The following is a 19188-nucleotide window of genomic DNA, read 5'->3' as shown; positions in this document are numbered from 1 at the left end:
GGAAACGCGGGAGAGAGACGAAGGTTTCACACGCCGCCCTGCTCGGCGAGCAACTCGGCCTGGCGCTGTGCGGTCAGCGCGTCGATGATCTCGTCGAGCACCAGTCCTTGCATCATCTCATCGAGCTTGTAGAGCGTCAGGTTGATGCGATGGTCGGTCACGCGCCCCTGCGGGAAATTATAGGTTCGGATGCGCTCGGAGCGGTCGCCGGAGCCGACCTGCGAGCGCCGGTCAGCCGAGCGCTCGGCATCGGCCCGGCTACGCTCTATGTCGTAGAGCTTGGCGCGCATCAATTCATAGGCGCGCGCCTTGTTCTTGTGTTGCGAGCGCTCGTCCTGGACCAGCACGACGATGCCGGTCGGGATATGGGTGAGGCGCACTGCCGACTCGGTCTTGTTGACGTGCTGGCCGCCGGCGCCCTGGGCCCGCATCGTGTCGATGCGCAGGTCCTTCTCGTCGAGCGCGACGTCGACTTCGCCGGCGAGCGGCAGCATGGCGACGGTGGCCGCCGAGGTGTGGATGCGCCCGCTCGCCTCGGTGTCGGGCACGCGCTGCACCCGGTGCACCCCGGATTCGTATTTGAGTTTGGCATAGACGCCCTTGCCGGCGATCTCGGCGATGACCTCCTTGAAGCCGCCGACGGTGCCCTCGCTCTCGGTCAGGATATCGACGCTCCAGCCCTTGCCGGCGGCATAACGCTGATACATCCGCAAGAGATCGCCGGCGAAGAGCGAGGCCTCGTCGCCACCGGTGCCGGCGCGGATCTCGAGGATGACGCCGCGCTCGTCGGCCGCGTCCTTGGGCAGCAACGCGATCAGGATCTCTCTCGCGCGCTCTTCGATCTCGGCCCTGGCCGCATCGCGCTCCTCATAGGCGAGATCGCGCATCTCGGCATCGGTGGCGGGGTCGTCGATCAGCGCCAGCGCCTCTTCCAGCCCGGTCTGTGCCTTGCGCCAGGCCGCGATCGCCGCGACCACCGGATCGAGCTCGGCGAGCTCCTTCGACAATTCGACGACGCGGGCCGCCTCGGTCGCATGATTGATGGCGTCGCTCGCCGCGGCATGGCGGGCGACGATCGCGTCGAGACGGTCTTGCGGGAGCTGGAGCGACATGATGCGGAAACGATCTTGAACGAAAAGGGGGGGCGTGCGCGGGCGGCGGGAGAAGCGTCGCTAGACCGGCACCTTCATCTCTGCGGCGAGCGCGGCGAGGAGCGGGCGCAGGCTTGCGGCGCCGTCGGAGGAGCCGAGCCAGGCATCGAGCCACTGGCGCGCCTTGCCGGCGTCGAGCGCGCGCAGCATCGCCTTGACCGGGCCTATCGAGGCCGAGGACATCGAGAAGGAGCGGTAGCCGAGCGCGATCAGCGCCAGAGTCTCGATCGGCTTGCCGCCCATCTCGCCGCAGACGGTGACCGGGCAGTCGGCCTTGGCGGCTTCGTCGACGATGTTGCGCAGAGCGCGCAGACCCGCCGCGCTCAAGGGGTCGAAGCGGTCGGAGACGCGCTTGTTCTCACGGTCGGCCGCGAACAGGAACTGCATCAGATCGTTGGTGCCGACCGAGAGGAAATCGGCTTCGCGCGCGATCTCCGGCAGTTCGAACAGCAGTGACGGCACCTCGACCATGACGCCGAGCTTCAGGCTCGCCGGCGCCGGGCGGCCGTCGCGCTCCAGCATGGCGAGCTCGCGCCGCACCAGCATGCGGGCGCGCAGGAACTCGTTCACTGTCGCCACCATCGGCAGCATGATCTTCATGTCGCAACCGGCGCCGGCGCGCAGCAGCGCCCGCACCTGGGCGCGCAGCAGTCGCGGCCGGTCGAGCCCGATGCGGATGGCGCGCCAGCCGAGCGCGGGGTTCTCTTCCTCCAGCCGCTCCATATAGGGCAGCACCTTGTCGCCGCCGATATCGAGCGTCCGGAACGTCACCGGCCGGCCGTTCGCGACCTTGAGCACCGCATCGTAGAGCGCCTGCTGCTCGGCCGTGGTCGGCATGTGCTGCGCCACCATGAACTGCAGCTCGGTGCGGAAGAGGCCGACGCCCGAGGCGTTGGTCTCCTCCAGATTGGCCATATCGACCAGCAGGCCGGCATTGATCTGCAACTGGATCTCGACGCCGTCCTTGGTCACAGCCGGCTGCGTCTTGAGCTTGCGGTACTGCTCCTGCTTGCGGGCGCGCAGGCGGGCCTTGTCCTTGTAGGCGTTCTCGACGTCCGGCTGCGGCCTGATCTGCACCTCGCCGGCCTGGCCGTCGACGATGACGGCGTCGCCCGCCTGGATCAGCGCGGTGGCATTGGCGATCTCGCCGACCGCGGGAATGCCGAGCGCCCGGGCCACGATGGCGATGTGGCTGGTCGGGCCGCCTTCCTCGAGGACGACGCCGCGCAGATGCCGGCGATCATAGTCGAGCAGCGCCGCCGGCCCCATCGAGCGCGCGATCAGGATCGCGTTCTCCGGCAGGTCCTCGCGGGTGACGCCGTTGGACTTGCCGACGAGCGTGCGCAGCAGCCGGTTGGCGAGGTCGTCGAGATCGTGCAGGCGCTCGCGCAGGTAAGGATCGGTCTGGCGCAGCATCTTGGCGCGGGTGTCCGACTGCACGCGCTCGACCGCGGCCTCGGCGGTGAGGCCGGTCATCACCACCTCGCGCATCCGCCGGAGCCAGCCCTGGTCGTGCGCGAACATGCGGAAGGTCTCGAGCACGTCGCGATGCTCGCCGGTATGGGCGACGTCGCCGCGCTCGATCAGTTCGTCGATGGCGAGCCGCATCGTCGCGATCGCCGCTTCCAGCCGTTGCACCTCGCGGCCGGGGTCCTCGGCGATCAGGTTGGTGATCGCGACGCGCGGCTCGTGCAGCACGGCATGGCCGAGGCCGACGCCGTCGGCGAGCGTGGTGCCGATGCTGTGGATGGGACGGTCGAGGCCGATGGTCGCGCCAGGCTTCGACAGGGCCTTCAGGCCGCCGGCCGCGATCATCTCGGCCATGATCATGGCCGTGGTCTGCAGCGATTCGACCTCGTCCTCGCTGTAGAGCCGCGAGGCGCGGTTCTGCACGACGAGCACCCCCATCACCGCGCCGCCGCGCAGGATCGGAACGCCGAGGAAGGAGCGGTAGATTTCTTCGCCGGTCTCCGGGCGATAGGAGAAGGCTGGGTGCGATTGCGCGTCGGAGAGCGCGAGCGGCTCCGCCTCGCTGGCGATCAGGCCGACCAGGCCCTCGCCGGCGCGCATCGTGGTGAGGTGGACGGCCTCGCGATTGAGGCCTTCGGTGGCATAGAGTTCGAGCGAGCCGTCTTCACGCAGGACATAGACCGAGCAGACCTCGGCCACGAGGTTGCCGGCGATCACGACGACGAGCCGGTCGAGCCGCTCCTGCGGACTGACCGGTGCCGCCATCACCTCGCGGAGACGGCGCAGCAGCACGCCCGATCCCCCGAGTGCGCCTCGCATCAAGAAAGCCCTCCGCCCGCCTCCACGGCTCTTTCAGCCGAATATCCCCAGCAGACCTGACACCGCAACCACTGAGTCGCAAGCGCAAGCTGGGGTTTGCCGCCTCCTGGCGAGGCGCTTCTAGCCAGTGGAGGGAGCGTTCGGCAAGGCCCCGGCACGTGCGGAGGCGGCCCTGCCATGCGTCGACGGTGAGGAATGAGCAGGCGTATTGGGGCGTGCGGAGCTGGCGTTTGCGCTCGATTTGCGTGTGCTGCGCAGCGTTCTGGGCCGCCCCGGCGGCACGATGTCGCCGCTGGAGATATCGAGACCGGAGAGAGCGGCGAGATAAGCCGACGTCCACCAGTTGATGTCGGTCGAGGAAATCGTCGCATAGAGCCGCTCGAAGCGTCGCTGCCGCTCGGATTTCGGCATGGCGAGCGCGGTCCGGATCGCCTCGGCCACTTCATGGGTGTCGAACGGGTTAACGATCAGCGCCTCGCCGAGCTGCTGCGCCGCGCCGGCGAAGCGCGACAGGACCAGCACGCCGGGATCATCGGGGTTCTGCGCGGCGACATATTCCTTGGCGACGAGGTTCATGCCGTCGCGCATCGGCGTCACCAGCCCGACTTGCGCGCGCCGATAGAGGCCGGCGAGAGCGCTACGGGAGTAGGCCTTCTTGACCACGCGAATCGGCGTCCAATCGAACTCGCCGAGCGCGGCGTTGAGCCGGCCCGCGACCTCGTCCGACATCCGGTCGAGCTCGGCGTATTCGGGCACGTCGCTGCGCGAGGGCGGCGCGATCTGCAGCAGGCCGACCTCGCCGCGGTGCTCCGGATGGTTGCGCAGGAAGGTGCCGAAAGCCTCCAGCCGCTGGACGATGCCTTTGGAATAGTCGAGCCGGTCGACACCGATCACCAGCTTGCGGCCACCGAGCGGCGCGGTCGTCGCCCGCACCGGCTGCGTCGCCGCCCGCACCGAGGCGACGGAAAGCTTGCGGAATCCCTCGACATCGATGCCGATAGGAAAGGCCTGCACGACCGCCTCGCGCTGGCCCGCCTTGACCCGGTTGCCGTCGCGACGCGCGCCGCAGAGCGCGACCAGCCCGCCGATCAGATTGGCGACATCGTTATGGGTCTGCAGGCCGATCAGGTCATAGGCCGTCATCGTGCTGATCAGCGTCGCCGAGAACGGCAGGGCGCTGAACATGTCGGCCGGCGGCCACGGGATGTGGTGGAAATAACCGATCCGGTTGGTGACGCCGCGCCGGCGAAGTTCCGCCGCGAGCGGGATCAGATGGTAGTCGTGGATCCAGATGACGTCGTCGGGCTCGAGTAGCGGGATCAGCAGCCTGGCGAAGCGGCGGTTGACGCCGAGATAGCCGGCATAATCGGCGCGGCTGAACTCGGTCAGACCGAGCCGGTAATGCATCAATGGCCAGAGCGCCCGGTTGGCGAAGCCGAGATAATAGCTCTGGCGCTCGGCCTCGGTCAGATCGGTGACGGCGTAGCTGACCTTGCCGTGCCTCACCGGCTCGACGCTGGTTGCGGGTTCCGCCCTGGTCGCGCCGCTCCAGCCGAACCAGAGACCGCCATGCTGTTCGAGCGCCGAACGCAGCGCGACCGCCAGGCCACCTGCCGCCACCTTTTCGCCCCGCTCGGGCATGGTGACGCGGTTGGACACGACGACAAGACGCATGATGCCTCACTTTTTGCTGACGCTTGCGACAATGGCGCGGGAACAGAACGCGCGGGCAGGCGTAATGTTTCGTGTGCAGGCCGGGCTTCCCGAGCCGGATCGCGTCGCCGCCGTGACCGGATCATGGCGACCTCGTGCCAAACTGAACCTCGAATGTGGCGATGAGGGGACGGCCTGTCGTCCTTTCGCCCGCTTCGCCTTCTAACCAGATGCCATGTCAGAGATGCTGAGCCCCGAAATCGCCGAGCCTCCCGCAAAAGCCGCTGCCCTCACCGGGCAGATCGCGCTGTTCCTGGATTTCGATGGAACCCTGGTCGAGATCGCCCCTTCGCCGGAGGATGTGAAGATCGACCGGCGCCTGCCGGAAGCGCTGGAGGCGCTACGTCAGCGGCTTGGCGGCGCGCTGGCTCTGGTCTCGGGTCGGCCGGTCGCACTGCTCGACGAGATGATGACGCCCTATCGTTTCGACGCCGCCGGCTTGCACGGCGCCCAGATCCGTCTCGACGGCGCCGAGGCGCCGCTCGCCGCGCCTTCGGAGGCGCTGAAGGCTGCGATCCGCAAGATGGTCCGCTTCGCCAACACCCATATCGGCGTCATCGTCGAGGACAAGCGCCAATCGGTGGCGCTGCATTGGCGGCTGGCGCCGTCGCTTGCCGACGAGGCGCTGGCACTGATGGAGGATGTCGCCGCCGAGATCGGCCCGTCCATGCGCCTGCAGCGGGGCAAGGCTGTCGCCGAGCTGGTTCCGGCGAGCGCGAGCAAGGGCGGCGCCATTACCTGGCTGATGCAGCAGGACACTTATGTCGGCCGCACCCCTGTCTTCATCGGCGACGACATCACCGACGAGGACGGCTTTGCCACGGTCAATGACACGGATGGCCTGTCGATCCGGATCGGGGATGGTGAGACCTGCGCCCGCCATCGCCTCGCTTCGCCGACGGCGCTGCGCCATGTTCTCCTTGCCGCTGCCGAAGGCGGCGACCTCACGCTCGAATCCTTCCTCCAGGGCTGACTTCAGGAACAGGCATGACTGTGACGACCACCGCCTCGCCGAGAGTGGCCTCGCTCGATCTCGGCGTCATCGGCAATTGCACGATCGCTGCGCTGATCGACCGGCAGGCGCGCATCGTCTGGAGCTGCTTTCCGCGCTTCGACCGCGACCCGGTGTTCTGCTCGCTGATCGACAACCAGATCGACGACGGCGACGCCCTGCCGAAGAAGGGCGTCTTCGCCATCGAGATGGTCGGGATGACCCGCTGTGAGCAGAGCTATCTCGACAACACCGCGATCCTCTCCTCGGTGCTCTCCGACGACCAGGGCAATGCGCTGGAGATTCTCGATTTCGCCCCGCGTTTCGTCCGCTATGAGCGCTTCTTCCGGCCGCCGCAGCTGGTGCGCCGTGTCCGGCGCATTTCCGGGCGCCCGCGCATCCGCGTCGTGGTCAAGCCCTGCCTCGGCCTCGGGGAGGAGCCCGACGAGATCACCCGCGGCTCCAACCATGTCCGCTTCGTCGGCGCCGACCAGACGATCCGGCTGACGACTGACGCGCCTGTCTCCTATGTGCTGGAGAGCATCCCCTTTGCGGTCGAGAAGCCGTTCTCCTTCTTCATCGGCTCGGACGAGGCCCTGCGCGCCGAGATCGAGACGACCTCGCGCGAATTCCTCGACAAGACTACCGATTACTGGCGCGACTGGGTCCGCTCGCTCTCGATTCCCTTCGAATGGCAGCGCGAGGTCATCCGCGCCGCAATCACGCTGAAGCTCTGCTCCTTCGAGGAGAGCGGCGCCATCGTCGCGGCGCTGACGACCTCTATCCCAGAGGCGCCGGGCACGCAGCGCAACTGGGACTATCGCTTCTGCTGGCTGCGCGACGCCTATTTCGTCGTCCACGCCCTCAATCGCCTTGGCACGACGCGGACGATGGAGGACTATCTCGGCTTCATCACCAATATCGTCGACACCTATTCGGAGAGCGGCGCCGAGCACCTGCCGCCGCTCTACCCGATCACGCGCGGCGGCGAACTGCGCGAGTTCGAGGTGCCGAACCTCGCCGGCTATCGCGGCCATCAGCCGGTCCGTGTCGGCAACGGCGCGGCGACGCAGATTCAGAACGACGGCTATGGCGCCGTCGTCCTGGCCGCGACTCATTCCTTCTTCGATCGCCGCCTGATCCAGCCCGGCAAGGAAGCCCTCTTCGCCCAGCTGGAACGCATGGGCGAGCGCGCCATCGCCGTCTTCGACAAGCCCGATGCCGGCCCCTGGGAGTTGCGCGAGAAGGAGGTGGTCCACTCCTTCTCCAGCGTGATGTGCTGGGCGGCCTGCGACCGGCTTGCCCGCATCGCCGGCACGCTCGGCCGCGCCGACCGCAAGGACTATTGGCGCGGCGAGGCCAAGCGCCTGAAGGGCATCATCTCCGACCGGATCTGGAACCAGGAGAAGGGCCATTTCGTCTCGACCTTCGACGGTACCGATCTCGATGCGACCTTGCTGCTGATCGCCGAGCTCGGCTTCGTCACCCCCGACGATCCCCGCTACATCGCGACGGTCGAGGCGATCGGTCGCGAGCTGGGGCGCGGCGACCTGATCTTGCGCTACGGCACCGAAGACGATTTCGGCTTCATGCACACCGGCTTCCTGATCTGCGCCTTCTGGTATGTCGACGCGCTGCACGCGATCGGCCGCAAGGACGAGGCCAAGGAGCTGTTCGGCCGCATCCTGCAGCGCCGCAACAGCTTCGGCCTGCTCTCGGAGGACGCCGACCTGGAAACCGGCGAGCTCTGGGGCAACTTCCCGCAGACCTATTCGATGGTCGGTCTGATCAACTCGGCGATGCGGTTGAGCCGGAACTGGGAAGAGGCGTTTTGAGGCGCCGTTATTCTCGGGTGGAGCGCGTAGCTTCCAGTGAGGCGTGGGAAACCCCTCCCCCTTGTGGGAGGGGATAGGGGTGGGGGGCGTAAAGTCGGAGCGGATTGGCCTGGAAGTGGGCCCGTCGGCTTCTACGAACAACCTTGCACCCGGTCGTTCGCCCCCCATCCCATACCCTTCCCCACAAGGGGGAAGGGAGGAGCCCATGCGATCGGCGTCTCGCAGAGGAATCCATCCGGGAAAAATTAGTCGCGGTTCCCGCGCTACCCTCGCTTGAGCAGGAACACCGCCTGCGCGCCGAACAGGTTCCAGAACCACCAGGGCGCGCTAACGCCGACCTTGCCGCCGGCGACGTCGAGCGCCACCGCGCGCTCCTTTTCCGCACCGACCGTGTCGCAGAGCGCGACGAAGTCGCGGATCGTGCAGAAATGGATGTTTGGCGTCTCCCACCAGGTGTAGGGCAGGGAGTCGGTCACCGGCATCCGGCCCATGAAGAAGACCTGGGCGCGCATCCGCCAATGTCCGAAATTCGGGAAGGAGACGATGGCCCGCCGGCCGATGCGCAACATGTGCTCCAGCACATGGCGCGGATTGCGCGTCGCCTGGATGGTCTGGGAGAGGATGACGTAATCGAAGCTATCGTCGGGATAGTCGGCGAGGTCGGTGTCGGCATCGCCCTGGATCACCGAAAGTCCGCGTGCGACGCAGCCGGCGACGCCCTCGCGCGACAATTCGATGCCGCGGCCGTCGACACCACGCGTCTCGGCGAGCAGCGACAACAGTTCGCCGTCGCCGCAGCCGACATCGAGCACGCGCGAGCCCGGCGTCACCATCTCGGCGACGAGGCGCAGGTCGATGCGATTGGTCTGGGTGTCGATCAGGGCCACTGGATGCTTTCCGTCGCAGGACGCGCGAACCACGCCGTCATGCGCGCCCTTGTGGCGAGCATCCACGTCTTGAACACCGTCCTCGCCGAAGGAAGACGTGGATGGTCGGGACAAGCCCGACCATGACGAGGAAGGGGCGGCGGGCAAAGCATCGTCAGATCCCCCAGGCTCGCGCCGCGGCGCCGATGAAGCCGCGCGTCGTCGCGAACAGATTGGGCTCCTCCAGCAGGAAGGCGTCGTGGCCCTTGTCGCTTTCGAGCTCGACGAAGGAGACCGAGGCTCCGGCTGCATTGAGTGCGTGCACGATGGCGCGCGAATCGCTAGTCGGGAACAGCCAGTCGGAGGTGAAGGACGCGACGCAGAAGCGCGTCCGCGTCCCGGCGAAGGCTTTCGCCAGCACGCCGTCATGGTCGGCGCCTAGGTCGAAATAGTCCATCGCGCGCGTCACATAGAGATAGGAGTTGGCGTCGAAGCGCTCGACGAAGCTGACGCCTTGATGGCGCAGGTAGCTCTCGACCTGAAAATCCGCGTCGAAGGTGAAGGTCGGGGCGCTGCGTTCCTGCAGCTTGCGGCCGAACTTGCGATGCAGCGCCGGCTCCGAGAGATAGGTGATGTGCGCGCCCATGCGCGCGACAGAGAGCCCCTTGGCCGGGCGCGTGCCCTCGTCGAGATAGCGCCCCTGGCGCCAGTCCGGATCGGCCATCACCGCCTGTCGGCCGACCTCGTGGAACGCGATGTTCTGGGCCGAGTGCTTGGCGGCGGTGGCGAGCGGCAGCGCCGAGAACACCCGCGTCGGATAGCTCGCCGCCCATTGCAGCACCTGCATCCCGCCCATCGAGCCACCGGCGACGCAGAACAGTGTGTCGATGCCGAGCGAGTCGATGAGATGCGCCTGCGCCCGCACCATGTCGCGGATCGTCACCATCGGGAAGGCAAGGCCCCAGGGCTTGCCCGTCTCGGGATTGGTCGAGGCCGGGCCGGTCGTGCCCATGCAGCCGCCGAGCACATTGGCGCAGATCACGAAGAAGCGGTCGGTATCCACGGGCTTGCCCGGCCCGATCATCGCCGTCCACCAGCCGCCCTTGCCGGTGACCGGGTTGCGGCTCGCGACATATTGGTCGCCGGTCAGGGCGTGGCAGACCAATACCGCGTTGGAACGCGCCGCATTGAGCTCGCCATAGGTTTGATAGGCGATCTGCCAGTGCTCCAGCGTCGCGCCGGAATCGAGCTGCAGGGCCTTGTCCGGCCCGAATTGGGCGAGCAGGCTCGAAGGCCGATTGGCCTCGGCCAGAGGGTCGGTGAGAAGCTCGGGATCTTGCGTCCGGTTCGGCATTCGGATTTGTCTTGTCGTCCGGTCCGTTCGTAATAGCGGACACTACCGATGGCGCGGCTCTTCCCGTCTGTCAACGCGGCGATGCGTTGCGAGCGCTTTGCCAAGCCCTTCGGCGACAGCTAAGAGACCGGCACGATTAAAGAAGTCTGGCCATCATGACGCAAGCCGCCCCGACCACGCTCGCCGACCTGCGCAGCGAGATCGACCGCATCGATGCGGCGATGCACGGCCTGCTGATGGAGCGCTCGCAGATCATCGAGACGCTGATCGCGATCAAGAAGACGCAAGTGTCCGGCTCGGCCTTCCGCCCCGGCCGCGAGGCCGACATGATGAAGCGCCTCGCCCTGCGCCATCAGGGGCTGCTCCCGCTGGACACGGTCGAGAGCATCTGGCGCATCATCATCGCGACCTTCACCTTCGTGCAGGCGAATTATTCGGTCCATGCCGATATCTCCGGCGGCGACGCGCCGATGCGCGACAGCGCCCGCTTCCATTTCGGCTTCACCGTGCCTTTCGTCACCCATGAGGACGCCCGCGCCGTGATCGCGGCGGTGGCGGACTCGGCCGGCGATCTCGGCATCTTCCGCATGGATCTGGGCGCCAGCGCCGGCGTCTGGTGGCGTGACCTGATCGGCGCCGACCAGCCCAAGATCATCGCGCGCCTGCCCTTCATCGAGCGGCCGGACCATCCGGCCGGCACGCCGGTCTACTGCATCGCCAAGCCCCTGACCGACGCCGCCGTACGCGAGATCGTGCTCTATGCCGCCCGCGTCGAGCGCTGGTCGGAGCAGCTTCGCCACGGCCTTGCCCAGCATCTCGCCGAGGTCTCGGCCAGCGCCGCCGACGGCTCGCATCTGGCGCTGCTGGTGGCCGCCGCCGGTGAAACCCCGGTTGAAGCCATCCGCAGCGCACTCGAATCCGCGGGCCTCAAGGAGCTGACCGAGATCGGTAGCCACGCCGCCCGCTTCGCCTTCAAACCCGTCCGCTGATCACTCCTTCAAGGTCCAGCCCCATGGCTCTGCCCGCTCCCCGCCCCGTCCCGCGTCCCGGCGTCCTCGACATCGAGGCCTATGTCCCCGGCAAGTCCTCGGCCCCGGCCGGCGTCAAGCTGCACAAGCTCTCCTCCAACGAGACCCCGCTCGGCCCGAGCCCGAAGGCGATCGCCGCCTATGGCAATCTCTCCGGCAAGCTCGAACTCTATCCCGATGGCTCGGCGACGAAGCTGCGCGAGGCGATCGCCGGCCGCTACGGGCTCGACGCCAACCGCATCGTCTGCGGCACCGGCTCGGATGAATTGCTGCAGCTGATCACCAAGGTCTATCTCGGCGATGGCGATGAGGGCGTGTTCACTGAGCACGGCTTCCTCGTCTACAAGATTGCGATTCTTGCCGCCGGCGGCAAGCCGGTGATCGTGCCCGAAAAGAACCTGACGGCCGATATCGACGCGATCCTCGCCGCGGTGACCCCGCGCACCAAGATCGTCTTCCTCGCCAACCCCAACAACCCGACCGGCACCTATCTGCCCTTCGACGAGGTCAAGCGCCTGCAGGCCGGCCTGCCGCCGCATGTCCTGCTGGTGCTGGACGCGGCGTATGCCGAATATGTCCGGCGCAACGACTATGCCTCGGGTCTCGAGCTGGTCGCGACATCAGAGAACGTCGTGATGACCCGCACCTTCTCGAAGATCTACGGCCTGGCGAATCTGCGCCTCGGCTGGGCCTATGGTCCCGCCCACATCATCGATGCGCTGAACCGCACCCGCGGCCCCTTCAACGTCAACGGCGCCGCGATCGAAGCCGGCGTCGCCGCGATCGCCGACGAGGCTCATATCGCCTCGGCGATCGAGCACAACGACAAATGGCTGGCCTGGACCACGGCCGAGCTGGAGAAGCTCGGTCTTGTCGTCACACCCTCGGTCGGCAACTTCATCCTGATCCATTTCCCGGCCGCTGCCGGCAAGAGCGCCAAGGAGGCCGACGCCTTCCTGACCCAGCGCGGGCTGATCCTGCGCTCGGTCGCCTCCTACGGCCTGCCGGACGCGCTGCGCATGACCATCGGCAGCGAGGAGGCGAACCGCCTCGTCGTGGCGGCCCTGGCCGAGTTCCTGGGCCAGCCTAAGTGAGCGCGCCGGAAACGTTCGCGCCGCGCCGCGACGAGCCGCTGTTCGGGCGGCTCGCCATCATCGGCATCGGCCTGATCGGCTCCTCAATCGCGCATGCGGCCAAGGAGCTCAACCTCGCCCGCCAGATCGTGCTGAGCGATCGCGACGCCGATGTCCGTCGCCGCGCCCGCGAGCTCGATCTTGGCCATGACATCGCCGAAAGCGCGCTCGAGGCTGCGCGCGACGCCGACCATATCGTACTCTGCGTGCCGGTCGGTGCCTGCGGCGCGGTCGCGGAAGAGATCGCCGGCGTGCTGAAAGCCGGCGCGATCCTGTCGGATGTCGGCTCGGTCAAGCATGCGGTCGTCGAGGCGGTCAGCCCGCATCTGCCCGAGGGCGTGCATTTCGTTCCGGCCCATCCGGTTGCCGGCACCGAGAATTCCGGCCCCGATGCGGGCTTCCCCAGCCTCTTCCTCAATCGCTGGTGCATCCTGACGCCACCGCCGGGCACAGACGAGGCTGCGATCGCCCGCACCCGCCAGTTCTGGGAGGGCATGGCGGCGATCGTCGAGGTGATGGGCTCGCAGCACCATGACCTGGTGCTGGCCATCACCAGCCATCTGCCGCACCTGATCGCCTACAACATCGTCGGCACCGCCGAGGATCTGGCGGCGGTGACGCAGTCGGAGGTGATCAAGTTCTCCGCCGGCGGCTTCCGCGATTTCACCCGGATCGCGGCGAGCGACCCGACCATGTGGCGCGACGTCTTCCTCGCCAACAAGGAGGCGGTGCTGGAGATGCTCGGCCGCTTCAACGAGGATCTCGCGCTGCTCACCCGCGCCATCCGCTATGGCGACGGCGAGACCCTGCACAAGCATTTCACCCGCACGCGCGCCATCCGCCGCGGCATCGTCGCACTCGGCCAGGAGAAGGCGGAGACGGAGAAGCTGAAGAAGGGCTGAGGGCAGGGGACGATCGGGCTCTGCGGGATTTCACAGCAAAGGCGTGAATTCCGCTGTGCCCTGACGCCTGCCCGCCTTGTCAAATAGGGGCCGGGCTGATACAGCCCCACCCGTCGCCGCAATAGCTCAGCTGGTAGAGCACCTCATTCGTAATGAGGGGGTCGGGGGTTCGAATCCCTCTTGCGGCACCATCCAATCCCTTGAAAAACAAACGATGCGCTGGAAACGGATGGCAGTCGACGAACTGCCCGTTCGGCCCATTTCGGCGTGCCCTGCTCAGCGACCGACCGCTACGGCGCTCCCTTGTTCAAGGTGCCTTGAAGGCGCGTGAACTGGTCCGGTACGAGACGCTCCGAGAAGCCGGCTATCGCCGACCAGACGAGCAGCTTGGCCAGGTCGATGGAGGGAACGACCACGAGCCAGTCCTTTCCGGCGGGGATCTTGCGCGTGAAGACCGAAAACTCCTTGGCCGGGAAGATGTCGCCCCCCAGCAAATGGCCTGTGATCATCAGGTAGAGAACGAGCGCCGCCGCACCGCCGAAGATCAGCCTCACGCCGATGCCCCAGGTCGAGAAGCCCGAGACCAGATCGTCATAGTCGATGTCGGCCCCCTGGATCGCGATCAAACGCGACATGCAGGCGCCGATGACCCCGAACCAGACGACGAGGAAGATGTGAAGGCGGCCGGCCGCACCGGCCAAGCCGAAGAACACCCAATAGAGCAGCAGGAACGCAATCGGGGCGGCGAACAGCAATAGCGCAAGCCGGTTCAGTTTCCCGGTCAGTTCCTTCCTCGCCTTGCGGTTCACGCGCCTGAGCGTCGCAGCCGCCTGCATGTCCTTGGCCAATTGCGCGAGCACCGCCTTGCGTCCGTCCGCTGTCTGGCCGTTTTTGTTGAACTCGGTCTCGAGCGCGGCCGCCGAGGCGAGGCTGGCTGCCGAGGCCTGCGACCGGCGGCCGGCGAACTGGGCGCCGACCATCGGATCGGGCATCAGCTCGATCAACCGCAGATCGATCTCATGAAGCTCGGGCCAGGCGATGAAATTGTCTGTATCGATCCCGTCGAGCAAGGTCTTGAGCGCCGCATCCTTGAAGGTTGGCTGCGTCGCATTCCCCTGCGGCGCCACGATGTTGAGTTGGTCGTGCAGCGCGCGCATCTCGCCCAGGCTGTCATTCCATTTGGCGTCCATCTGTCGTGCCGTGCTCATCGCTTTCCCCTTCGATATGCACGCTTGCGGCGTTTCGCGATCCGCACGGCCCGCGCAGAGCCGCGCAAAAAAGCTGAGCGGTGATGGTCAGGCCCGCTACGAACGCGGAGCCGTACGTCGTCTTGGCGAAGGCGGGAACTCTGAACTCCGCTCGTTGGTGAAAGGCGCCCGATCGACCAGATCGTCGCTCCGGCCGCGGGGAGAGCTGCCGTTCGAGACGTCTCCCGGCACGCCGCTTCCTAGGGATAATGACCTTACGTCATTTCCGGTGGCGCGCAACGGCAATGTCGTTAAATCTATAAGTGCATCGCTGCGCGGGCAGGCCTCGTCGCGCTGGCGGAAGCGCCGGACGGAACGAGTCTGTCCGGCTTGCGGTGAATGCGCTTCGAGCGTTTGATCGCTGTCTGCGGGCTCACCCAGTTCGCTATCCGCCCAGGGCGCCGCGGCGCCAGGCGGCCGGCGTCTCGCCGACCATGCGCCGGAAGACGCGGGTGAAATGGGCCTGGTCGGAGAAGCCGGCATCGGCCGCGATCTCGGTCAGCGGCCGTTCGCCCGACGCGAGCAGGCGCTGGCCGCGCTCGATCCGCGCCTTGAGCTGCCATTGATGCGGCGGCAGCCCGGTCGAGGCCTTGAAGGCGTGGCTGAAATGCGATTGCGACATGCCGACGAGCGCGGCGAGGTCCTGCAGCCGGATCGTGCCTGCGGCGTGCTCGGTGATATGATCGGTCACGGCCTTGAGCTGCCAATTGCTCAGCGGCGTGCGCCGGCGCGGCGCGCTGGCGCGTATGCCGAAGAGGTCGATCAGCACCGCGAGCACGAGTCCATCGCCATAGAGGTCGTGCCGCGCGTCCGGCTCGGCGCATTCGCCTGCGATCAGGCGCGCCAGCGTCAGGATGCGCGGATTCGAGAAGGCGATGCGCGGCTGCGCCAGCCGCTCCGGCGACAAGGCCTCGCCCAGCCGCTCGCTGACGGTTTCGGCGTCGAAATGCAGGTCGAGATGGCGGATGCGCATGCGCTGCTGCGTGCGTCCCCAGACCGGCACGCCGGCCGGCATGAAGCTGATGGCGTTGGCGCGCGCGCTGCTGGAAATGCCGGGCTCGTTGGGGTCGAGCCGCGTCTCGAAATGGCCGCCGACCTTGTCGAGCACCACGAACAGGCGTGGATGCTCCGAGACATATTCGCCGCTGGCGCCAGCCTGGCATTCAGCCTGCCAGAGATCGGCGACGACGCCGTTCCAGACCCGATATTTCAGCGAACCGATGACACTGATGCCTTCGCGGACCGAACGCATGCGCGGCTGGAAACCCATGGCTAGCCTCCGGAGCGGCGAGGAATCGCCTTGCGGCGCGTGATCAAAATGCAACGTGGTCAAGGCAATTGTAGACTCGCGCCCAAGATCGTTCAATGCATGACAGGAACGATCAATCCTGCCCTGCGCGTTGCTGATATTGCCCAACGGAAAGCTGAACTCCGCCTTTGAACGATTCTAAATTTGATCAGTTCTGAGATGGCGGCATTTGCTGGGGCCGGGATTGGAAATGTGCTACACGCAAAAGATGAAGTCTAGATTTAGTCTTGGTTCGACTGTCTCGTTGGCCATGCTCAGTGCGAGCGCAGCCATGGCGCAGGTGCAGCCGGCTCCGACGGTCCAGCTCGACACCATCACGGTCGAGGGCGAGGGCGGCACCACGACCGGCCCGGTCAATGGCTATGTCGCGACCCGCTCGGCGACCGGCTCCAAGGCGAACACGGCGATCACCGCGATCCCGCAGGCCGTCTCGGTGCTCGGCCGCGACGAGATCGACGACCGCAAGGCGCTCAAGGTCGACGAAGCGCTGCGCTACACCGCCGGCGTCGCCGCCCAGACCTTCGGCCCCGATCCCGATACCGACTGGATCTTCATCCGCGGCTTCCAGGCGACGCAGACCGGCGTCTTCATGGACGGGCTGCAGCTCTATTCCTACGGCTTCGGCGGCTTCCAGATCGATCCCTTCCTGCTCGAGCGCGTCGAGGTGCTGAAAGGCCCGGCCTCGGTGCTCTATGGCGGCTCGACGCCCGGCGGCATCGTCAACCTCGTCAGCAAGCGCCCGAACGGCAGGAATTTCGGCTATCTCGAGGCCGGCATCAACAATTGGGGCAACGCCTATACCGGCATCGACATCGGCGTCAGCGACAAGCAGGGCGTCTGGAGCACCCGCCTGACCGGCAGGCTCTCCGGCGGTGACCAGTACACCGATTACTCCAAGGATTTCCGCGGTGTGATCATGCCGCAGATCAGCTACCAGCCCAATGGCGCGACCCGCTTCACCGCCTATGGCATGTATGCCGCGCTCGACCAGGTCCATGTCGGCGGCGGCTTCCTGCCCTATGTCGGCACGGTGAGGAACGCGCCCTTCGGCAGGATCCGGCGCGAGGCCTTCTATGGCGAGCCCTCGATCGACGATCAGGAGCGCACCCAGGCCCTGCTCGGCTACGAGTTCCAGCACCAGTTCGCCAACAACTGGACCTTCAGCCAGAACCTGCGCTACGGCGTGATGAAGGGCTCGCAGCTCGGCCCCTACGGCTTCGGCTATTCCGGCCCCGACGCACCCTTCGGCGACCGGCTGCAGCCGGTCGGGCCCGACTACCGGCTCTATCGGATCGGCTTCCAGGAGCGCACGCGGGTACGGACCTTCACGGTCGACAACCGCATCGACGGCAAGCTCGTCACCGGCCCGCTCGAGCATTCGCTGCTGTTCGGCGTCGACTACAAATACTTCAACATCGACCACACCCAGGCCTCGGGCGGGGCGACGACGATCAGCATCACCAATCCAGTCTACGGCGCGCCGCAGGGCCCGACCGGCGTCTATCTCAACCAGGACCTGAAGCACCACCAGATCGGCTTCTACGCCCAGGACCAGATCCGCTTCGGCGGCGGCTGGCTGGTGACGCTGAACGGCCGCTACGACTATGTCGACAAGAAGTCGGTCAGCCCGGCCGGCCTGCTGTTCTCGCCGACCTATGACAAGAAGGAGGCGTCCTGGAGCGGGCGCGCCGGCCTCGGCTACGAGTTCGCCAACGGGCTGACCCCCTATGTCAGCGCCGCGACCTTCTTCACCCCGGTCTTCGACGCCGTCCCTAATCTGCTCGGCGGCCCCGGCCAGCCCTTCCGCCCGGAGGAAGGCCAGCAATACGAAGCCGGAGTGAAGTACAAGCCGAGCTTCATCGACGCGCTGCTCACCGCCTCGGTCTTCCACATCACCAAGCGCAACGTGCTGAACCCGGCGCCGACCGCTCTCAACCCGTTCGCCCAGCAGCAGCTCGGCGAGGTGACATCGCGCGGCTTCGAATTCGAGGCCAAGGCCAACATCACCAAGGACCTGAAGCTGCTCGCCTCCTTCACCGCCTTCGACCTGAAGACGACGCGCGACACCCGCCCGCTGCTGGTCGGCAAGACCCCGGTGGTCGTGCCTGAGGTGACCGCCTCGGCCTGGCTCGACTACACCGTGCCGGAGGGCGTCTTCAAAGGGCTCGATCTCGGCGCTGGCGTCCGCTATGTCGGCAGCTCCTACGCCAATGCCGAGAACACGCTGAAGGTGCCGGCCGCGACCCTTGTCGATGCCGCGATCCGCTATCAGATCGGCAATTGGGGCATGGCGCTCAACGTCACCAACCTGTTCGACAAGGCCTATGTGAAGAGCTGCAACGGCCAGTCGGGCTGCGGCTATGGCGACGCCCGCACCATCACCGTCTCGGCCAATTATCGGTGGTAGAGGCAACGGACCCGCACGTCATCGGAAGGCCGCTGCTCCCCGCTGCGGCCTTCGCCCATGCTAGACCCGCACCCATGAATTTGAGGCTCCCGACACGGCGCGAGGCGCTCGCCATTCTGGCGGTGGCCGCCTTGCCGCATCCGGCTCATGCCGTCGGCCTGCGCGTCGCGACCGTCGACTGGTCGGTGCTGGAGACCCTGCTCGCACTCGGCATCGCCCCGGCCGCCGCGCCCGAACTGCTGCAGTTCCGCGAGGTCGCGGTCGAGCCCGCGGTTCCACCGAGCGTCACCGATCTCGGCCTGCGCGGCACGGTCAATTTCGAGCTGCTGCTGCTCTCGCGCCCTGAACTCATCTACTCGTCGAGCTTCTATGTCAGCTCCGAGCCAAGGCTCACCCGCATCGCGCCGGTCGAGCGCTTCTCGATCTATGCGCCCGGTCGACCGCCCTACGAGCCGGCGGCGGCGATGATGCGCAGCATCGGTGCAAGGCTCGGCAGGAGCGATGAGGCCGAGCGCTACATCGCCGAAGCCGAGGCGGAGTTCGCGGCCCTGCGCGAGCGGCTGACGCCGCACGCGCAGCGTCCGGTGATCCCGATCAACCTCGGCGACGCCAGGCATTTCCGCGTCTTCGGCGCCGACAGCATGTTCGGCGAGGTTCTGAAGCGGCTCGGCCTCGCCAATGCCTGGAGCGACGATACCAGCTATTCGGCCATGGCGCCGGTCGGCCTGGAGGCACTGGCGCGTGTGCCTGACGCCTGGATCGCCCTGATCCCGCCCGTGCCGCCCGGCGCGCTGGAGACGCTGTCGGCCAGCGCCTTCTGGAACACCCTGCCAAATCTGCGCGAGGGGCGGCTGCTGCAACTCGCCTCGATCAATCCCTATGGCGGCCTGCCGGCGGCGCGGCGCTTCGCCCGGCTTCTGGCGGAGGCGCTGCTGGCCAAGGGACCGGCACATGGCTGAGGCG

14 protein-coding genes and 1 tRNA gene are annotated in these 19188 nt (G+C 66.9%); 8 read left to right on the top strand and 7 right to left on the bottom strand.

Annotated elements, in window-relative coordinates; all coding sequences use genetic code 11:
- Positions 1-26 precede the first annotated feature (26 nt).
- The 3 genes from prfA to BMZ69_RS03285 all read right to left on the bottom strand — a co-directional run bounded on the left by prfA (position 27) and on the right by BMZ69_RS03285 (position 5114).
- Positions 27-1112, bottom strand: coding sequence for a peptide chain release factor 1 (gene prfA / locus BMZ69_RS03295; RefSeq protein WP_092154842.1), 1086 nt, complete (start codon positions 1110-1112; stop codon positions 27-29).
- A gap of 60 nt (positions 1113-1172) precedes the next feature.
- Positions 1173-3440 (bottom strand): phosphoenolpyruvate--protein phosphotransferase, encoded by a 2268-nt coding sequence (gene ptsP, locus BMZ69_RS03290; protein WP_175506649.1) that lies wholly within the window; start codon positions 3438-3440, stop codon positions 1173-1175.
- 120 nt (positions 3441-3560) lie between these two features.
- Positions 3561-5114: an alpha,alpha-trehalose-phosphate synthase (UDP-forming) gene (locus BMZ69_RS03285; protein WP_244543189.1), complete on the bottom strand. Its 1554-nt coding sequence runs from the start codon at positions 5112-5114 to the stop codon at positions 3561-3563.
- 223 nt (positions 5115-5337) lie between these two features.
- Between BMZ69_RS03285 and otsB the strand changes: the two genes are divergently transcribed.
- Both otsB and BMZ69_RS03275 read left to right on the top strand, forming a co-directional pair.
- Entirely contained in the window at positions 5338-6126 is a 789-nt protein-coding gene (otsB, locus tag BMZ69_RS03280; protein WP_092155450.1) for a trehalose-phosphatase, read from the top strand.
- Positions 6127-6140: 14 nt separating this feature from the next.
- Positions 6141-7979 carry a glycoside hydrolase family 15 protein gene (locus BMZ69_RS03275; RefSeq protein ID WP_092154838.1) on the top strand — a complete coding sequence of 613 codons (1839 nt, stop codon included), beginning with the start codon at positions 6141-6143 and terminating at the stop codon, positions 7977-7979.
- Positions 7980-8242: 263 nt separating this feature from the next.
- Here BMZ69_RS03275 and metW read toward each other — a convergent pair whose 3' ends face one another.
- Together metW and BMZ69_RS03265 are read right to left on the bottom strand one after the other, a co-directional pair.
- Entirely contained in the window at positions 8243-8866 is a 624-nt protein-coding gene (metW, locus tag BMZ69_RS03270) for a methionine biosynthesis protein MetW (RefSeq protein WP_280142059.1), read from the bottom strand.
- Positions 8867-9020: 154 nt separating this feature from the next.
- Positions 9021-10199, bottom strand: coding sequence for a homoserine O-acetyltransferase MetX (locus BMZ69_RS03265; protein WP_092154836.1), 1179 nt, complete (start codon positions 10197-10199; stop codon positions 9021-9023).
- Positions 10200-10354: 155 nt separating this feature from the next.
- Here BMZ69_RS03265 and BMZ69_RS03260 point away from each other — a divergent pair, with 155 nt between their 5' ends.
- The 4 genes from BMZ69_RS03260 to BMZ69_RS03245 all read left to right on the top strand — a co-directional run bounded on the left by BMZ69_RS03260 (position 10355) and on the right by BMZ69_RS03245 (position 13453).
- The gene (locus tag BMZ69_RS03260) at positions 10355-11188 is read left to right on the top strand and encodes a chorismate mutase (protein ID WP_092154834.1); all 834 of its coding nucleotides are present in this window, start codon (positions 10355-10357) and stop codon (positions 11186-11188) included.
- Positions 11189-11211: 23 nt separating this feature from the next.
- Positions 11212-12321, top strand: coding sequence for a histidinol-phosphate transaminase (gene hisC, locus BMZ69_RS03255; protein ID WP_092154832.1), 1110 nt, complete (start codon positions 11212-11214; stop codon positions 12319-12321).
- The gene (locus tag BMZ69_RS03250; RefSeq protein WP_092154830.1) at positions 12318-13262 is read left to right on the top strand and encodes a prephenate/arogenate dehydrogenase family protein; all 945 of its coding nucleotides are present in this window, start codon (positions 12318-12320) and stop codon (positions 13260-13262) included. The genes hisC and BMZ69_RS03250 overlap by 4 nt, the downstream gene beginning before the upstream one ends.
- A 115-nt stretch (positions 13263-13377) precedes the next feature.
- A tRNA-Thr gene (locus BMZ69_RS03245) sits at positions 13378-13453 on the top strand.
- 99 nt (positions 13454-13552) lie between these two features.
- On the opposite strand, the gene BMZ69_RS03240 is transcribed toward BMZ69_RS03245, so the two are convergent.
- The gene (locus BMZ69_RS03240) at positions 13553-14470 is read right to left on the bottom strand and encodes a hypothetical protein (RefSeq protein WP_139218964.1); all 918 of its coding nucleotides are present in this window, start codon (positions 14468-14470) and stop codon (positions 13553-13555) included.
- Positions 14471-14894: 424 nt separating this feature from the next.
- Positions 14895-15779, bottom strand: coding sequence for a helix-turn-helix domain-containing protein (locus BMZ69_RS03235; RefSeq protein WP_092154825.1), 885 nt, complete (start codon positions 15777-15779; stop codon positions 14895-14897).
- Positions 15780-16008: 229 nt separating this feature from the next.
- Here BMZ69_RS03235 and BMZ69_RS03230 point away from each other — a divergent pair, with 229 nt between their 5' ends.
- Entirely contained in the window at positions 16009-18225 is a 2217-nt protein-coding gene (locus BMZ69_RS03230) for a TonB-dependent siderophore receptor (protein WP_092154822.1), read from the top strand.
- Between the two features lie 74 nt (positions 18226-18299).
- On the top strand, positions 18300-19184 hold the full coding sequence (locus BMZ69_RS03225; RefSeq protein ID WP_092154820.1) for an ABC transporter substrate-binding protein: 885 nt from the start codon (positions 18300-18302) through the stop codon (positions 19182-19184).
- Positions 19185-19188: the final 4 nt, after the last annotated feature.

The sequence above is a fragment of the Allobosea sp. CRIB-10 genome (genome assembly GCF_900112185.1).
Lineage (GTDB): Bacteria > Pseudomonadota > Alphaproteobacteria > Rhizobiales > Beijerinckiaceae > Allobosea.
The sequence above is the reverse complement of the archived record's forward strand: the minus strand, read 5'-3'. Positions and strand labels throughout refer to the sequence as shown.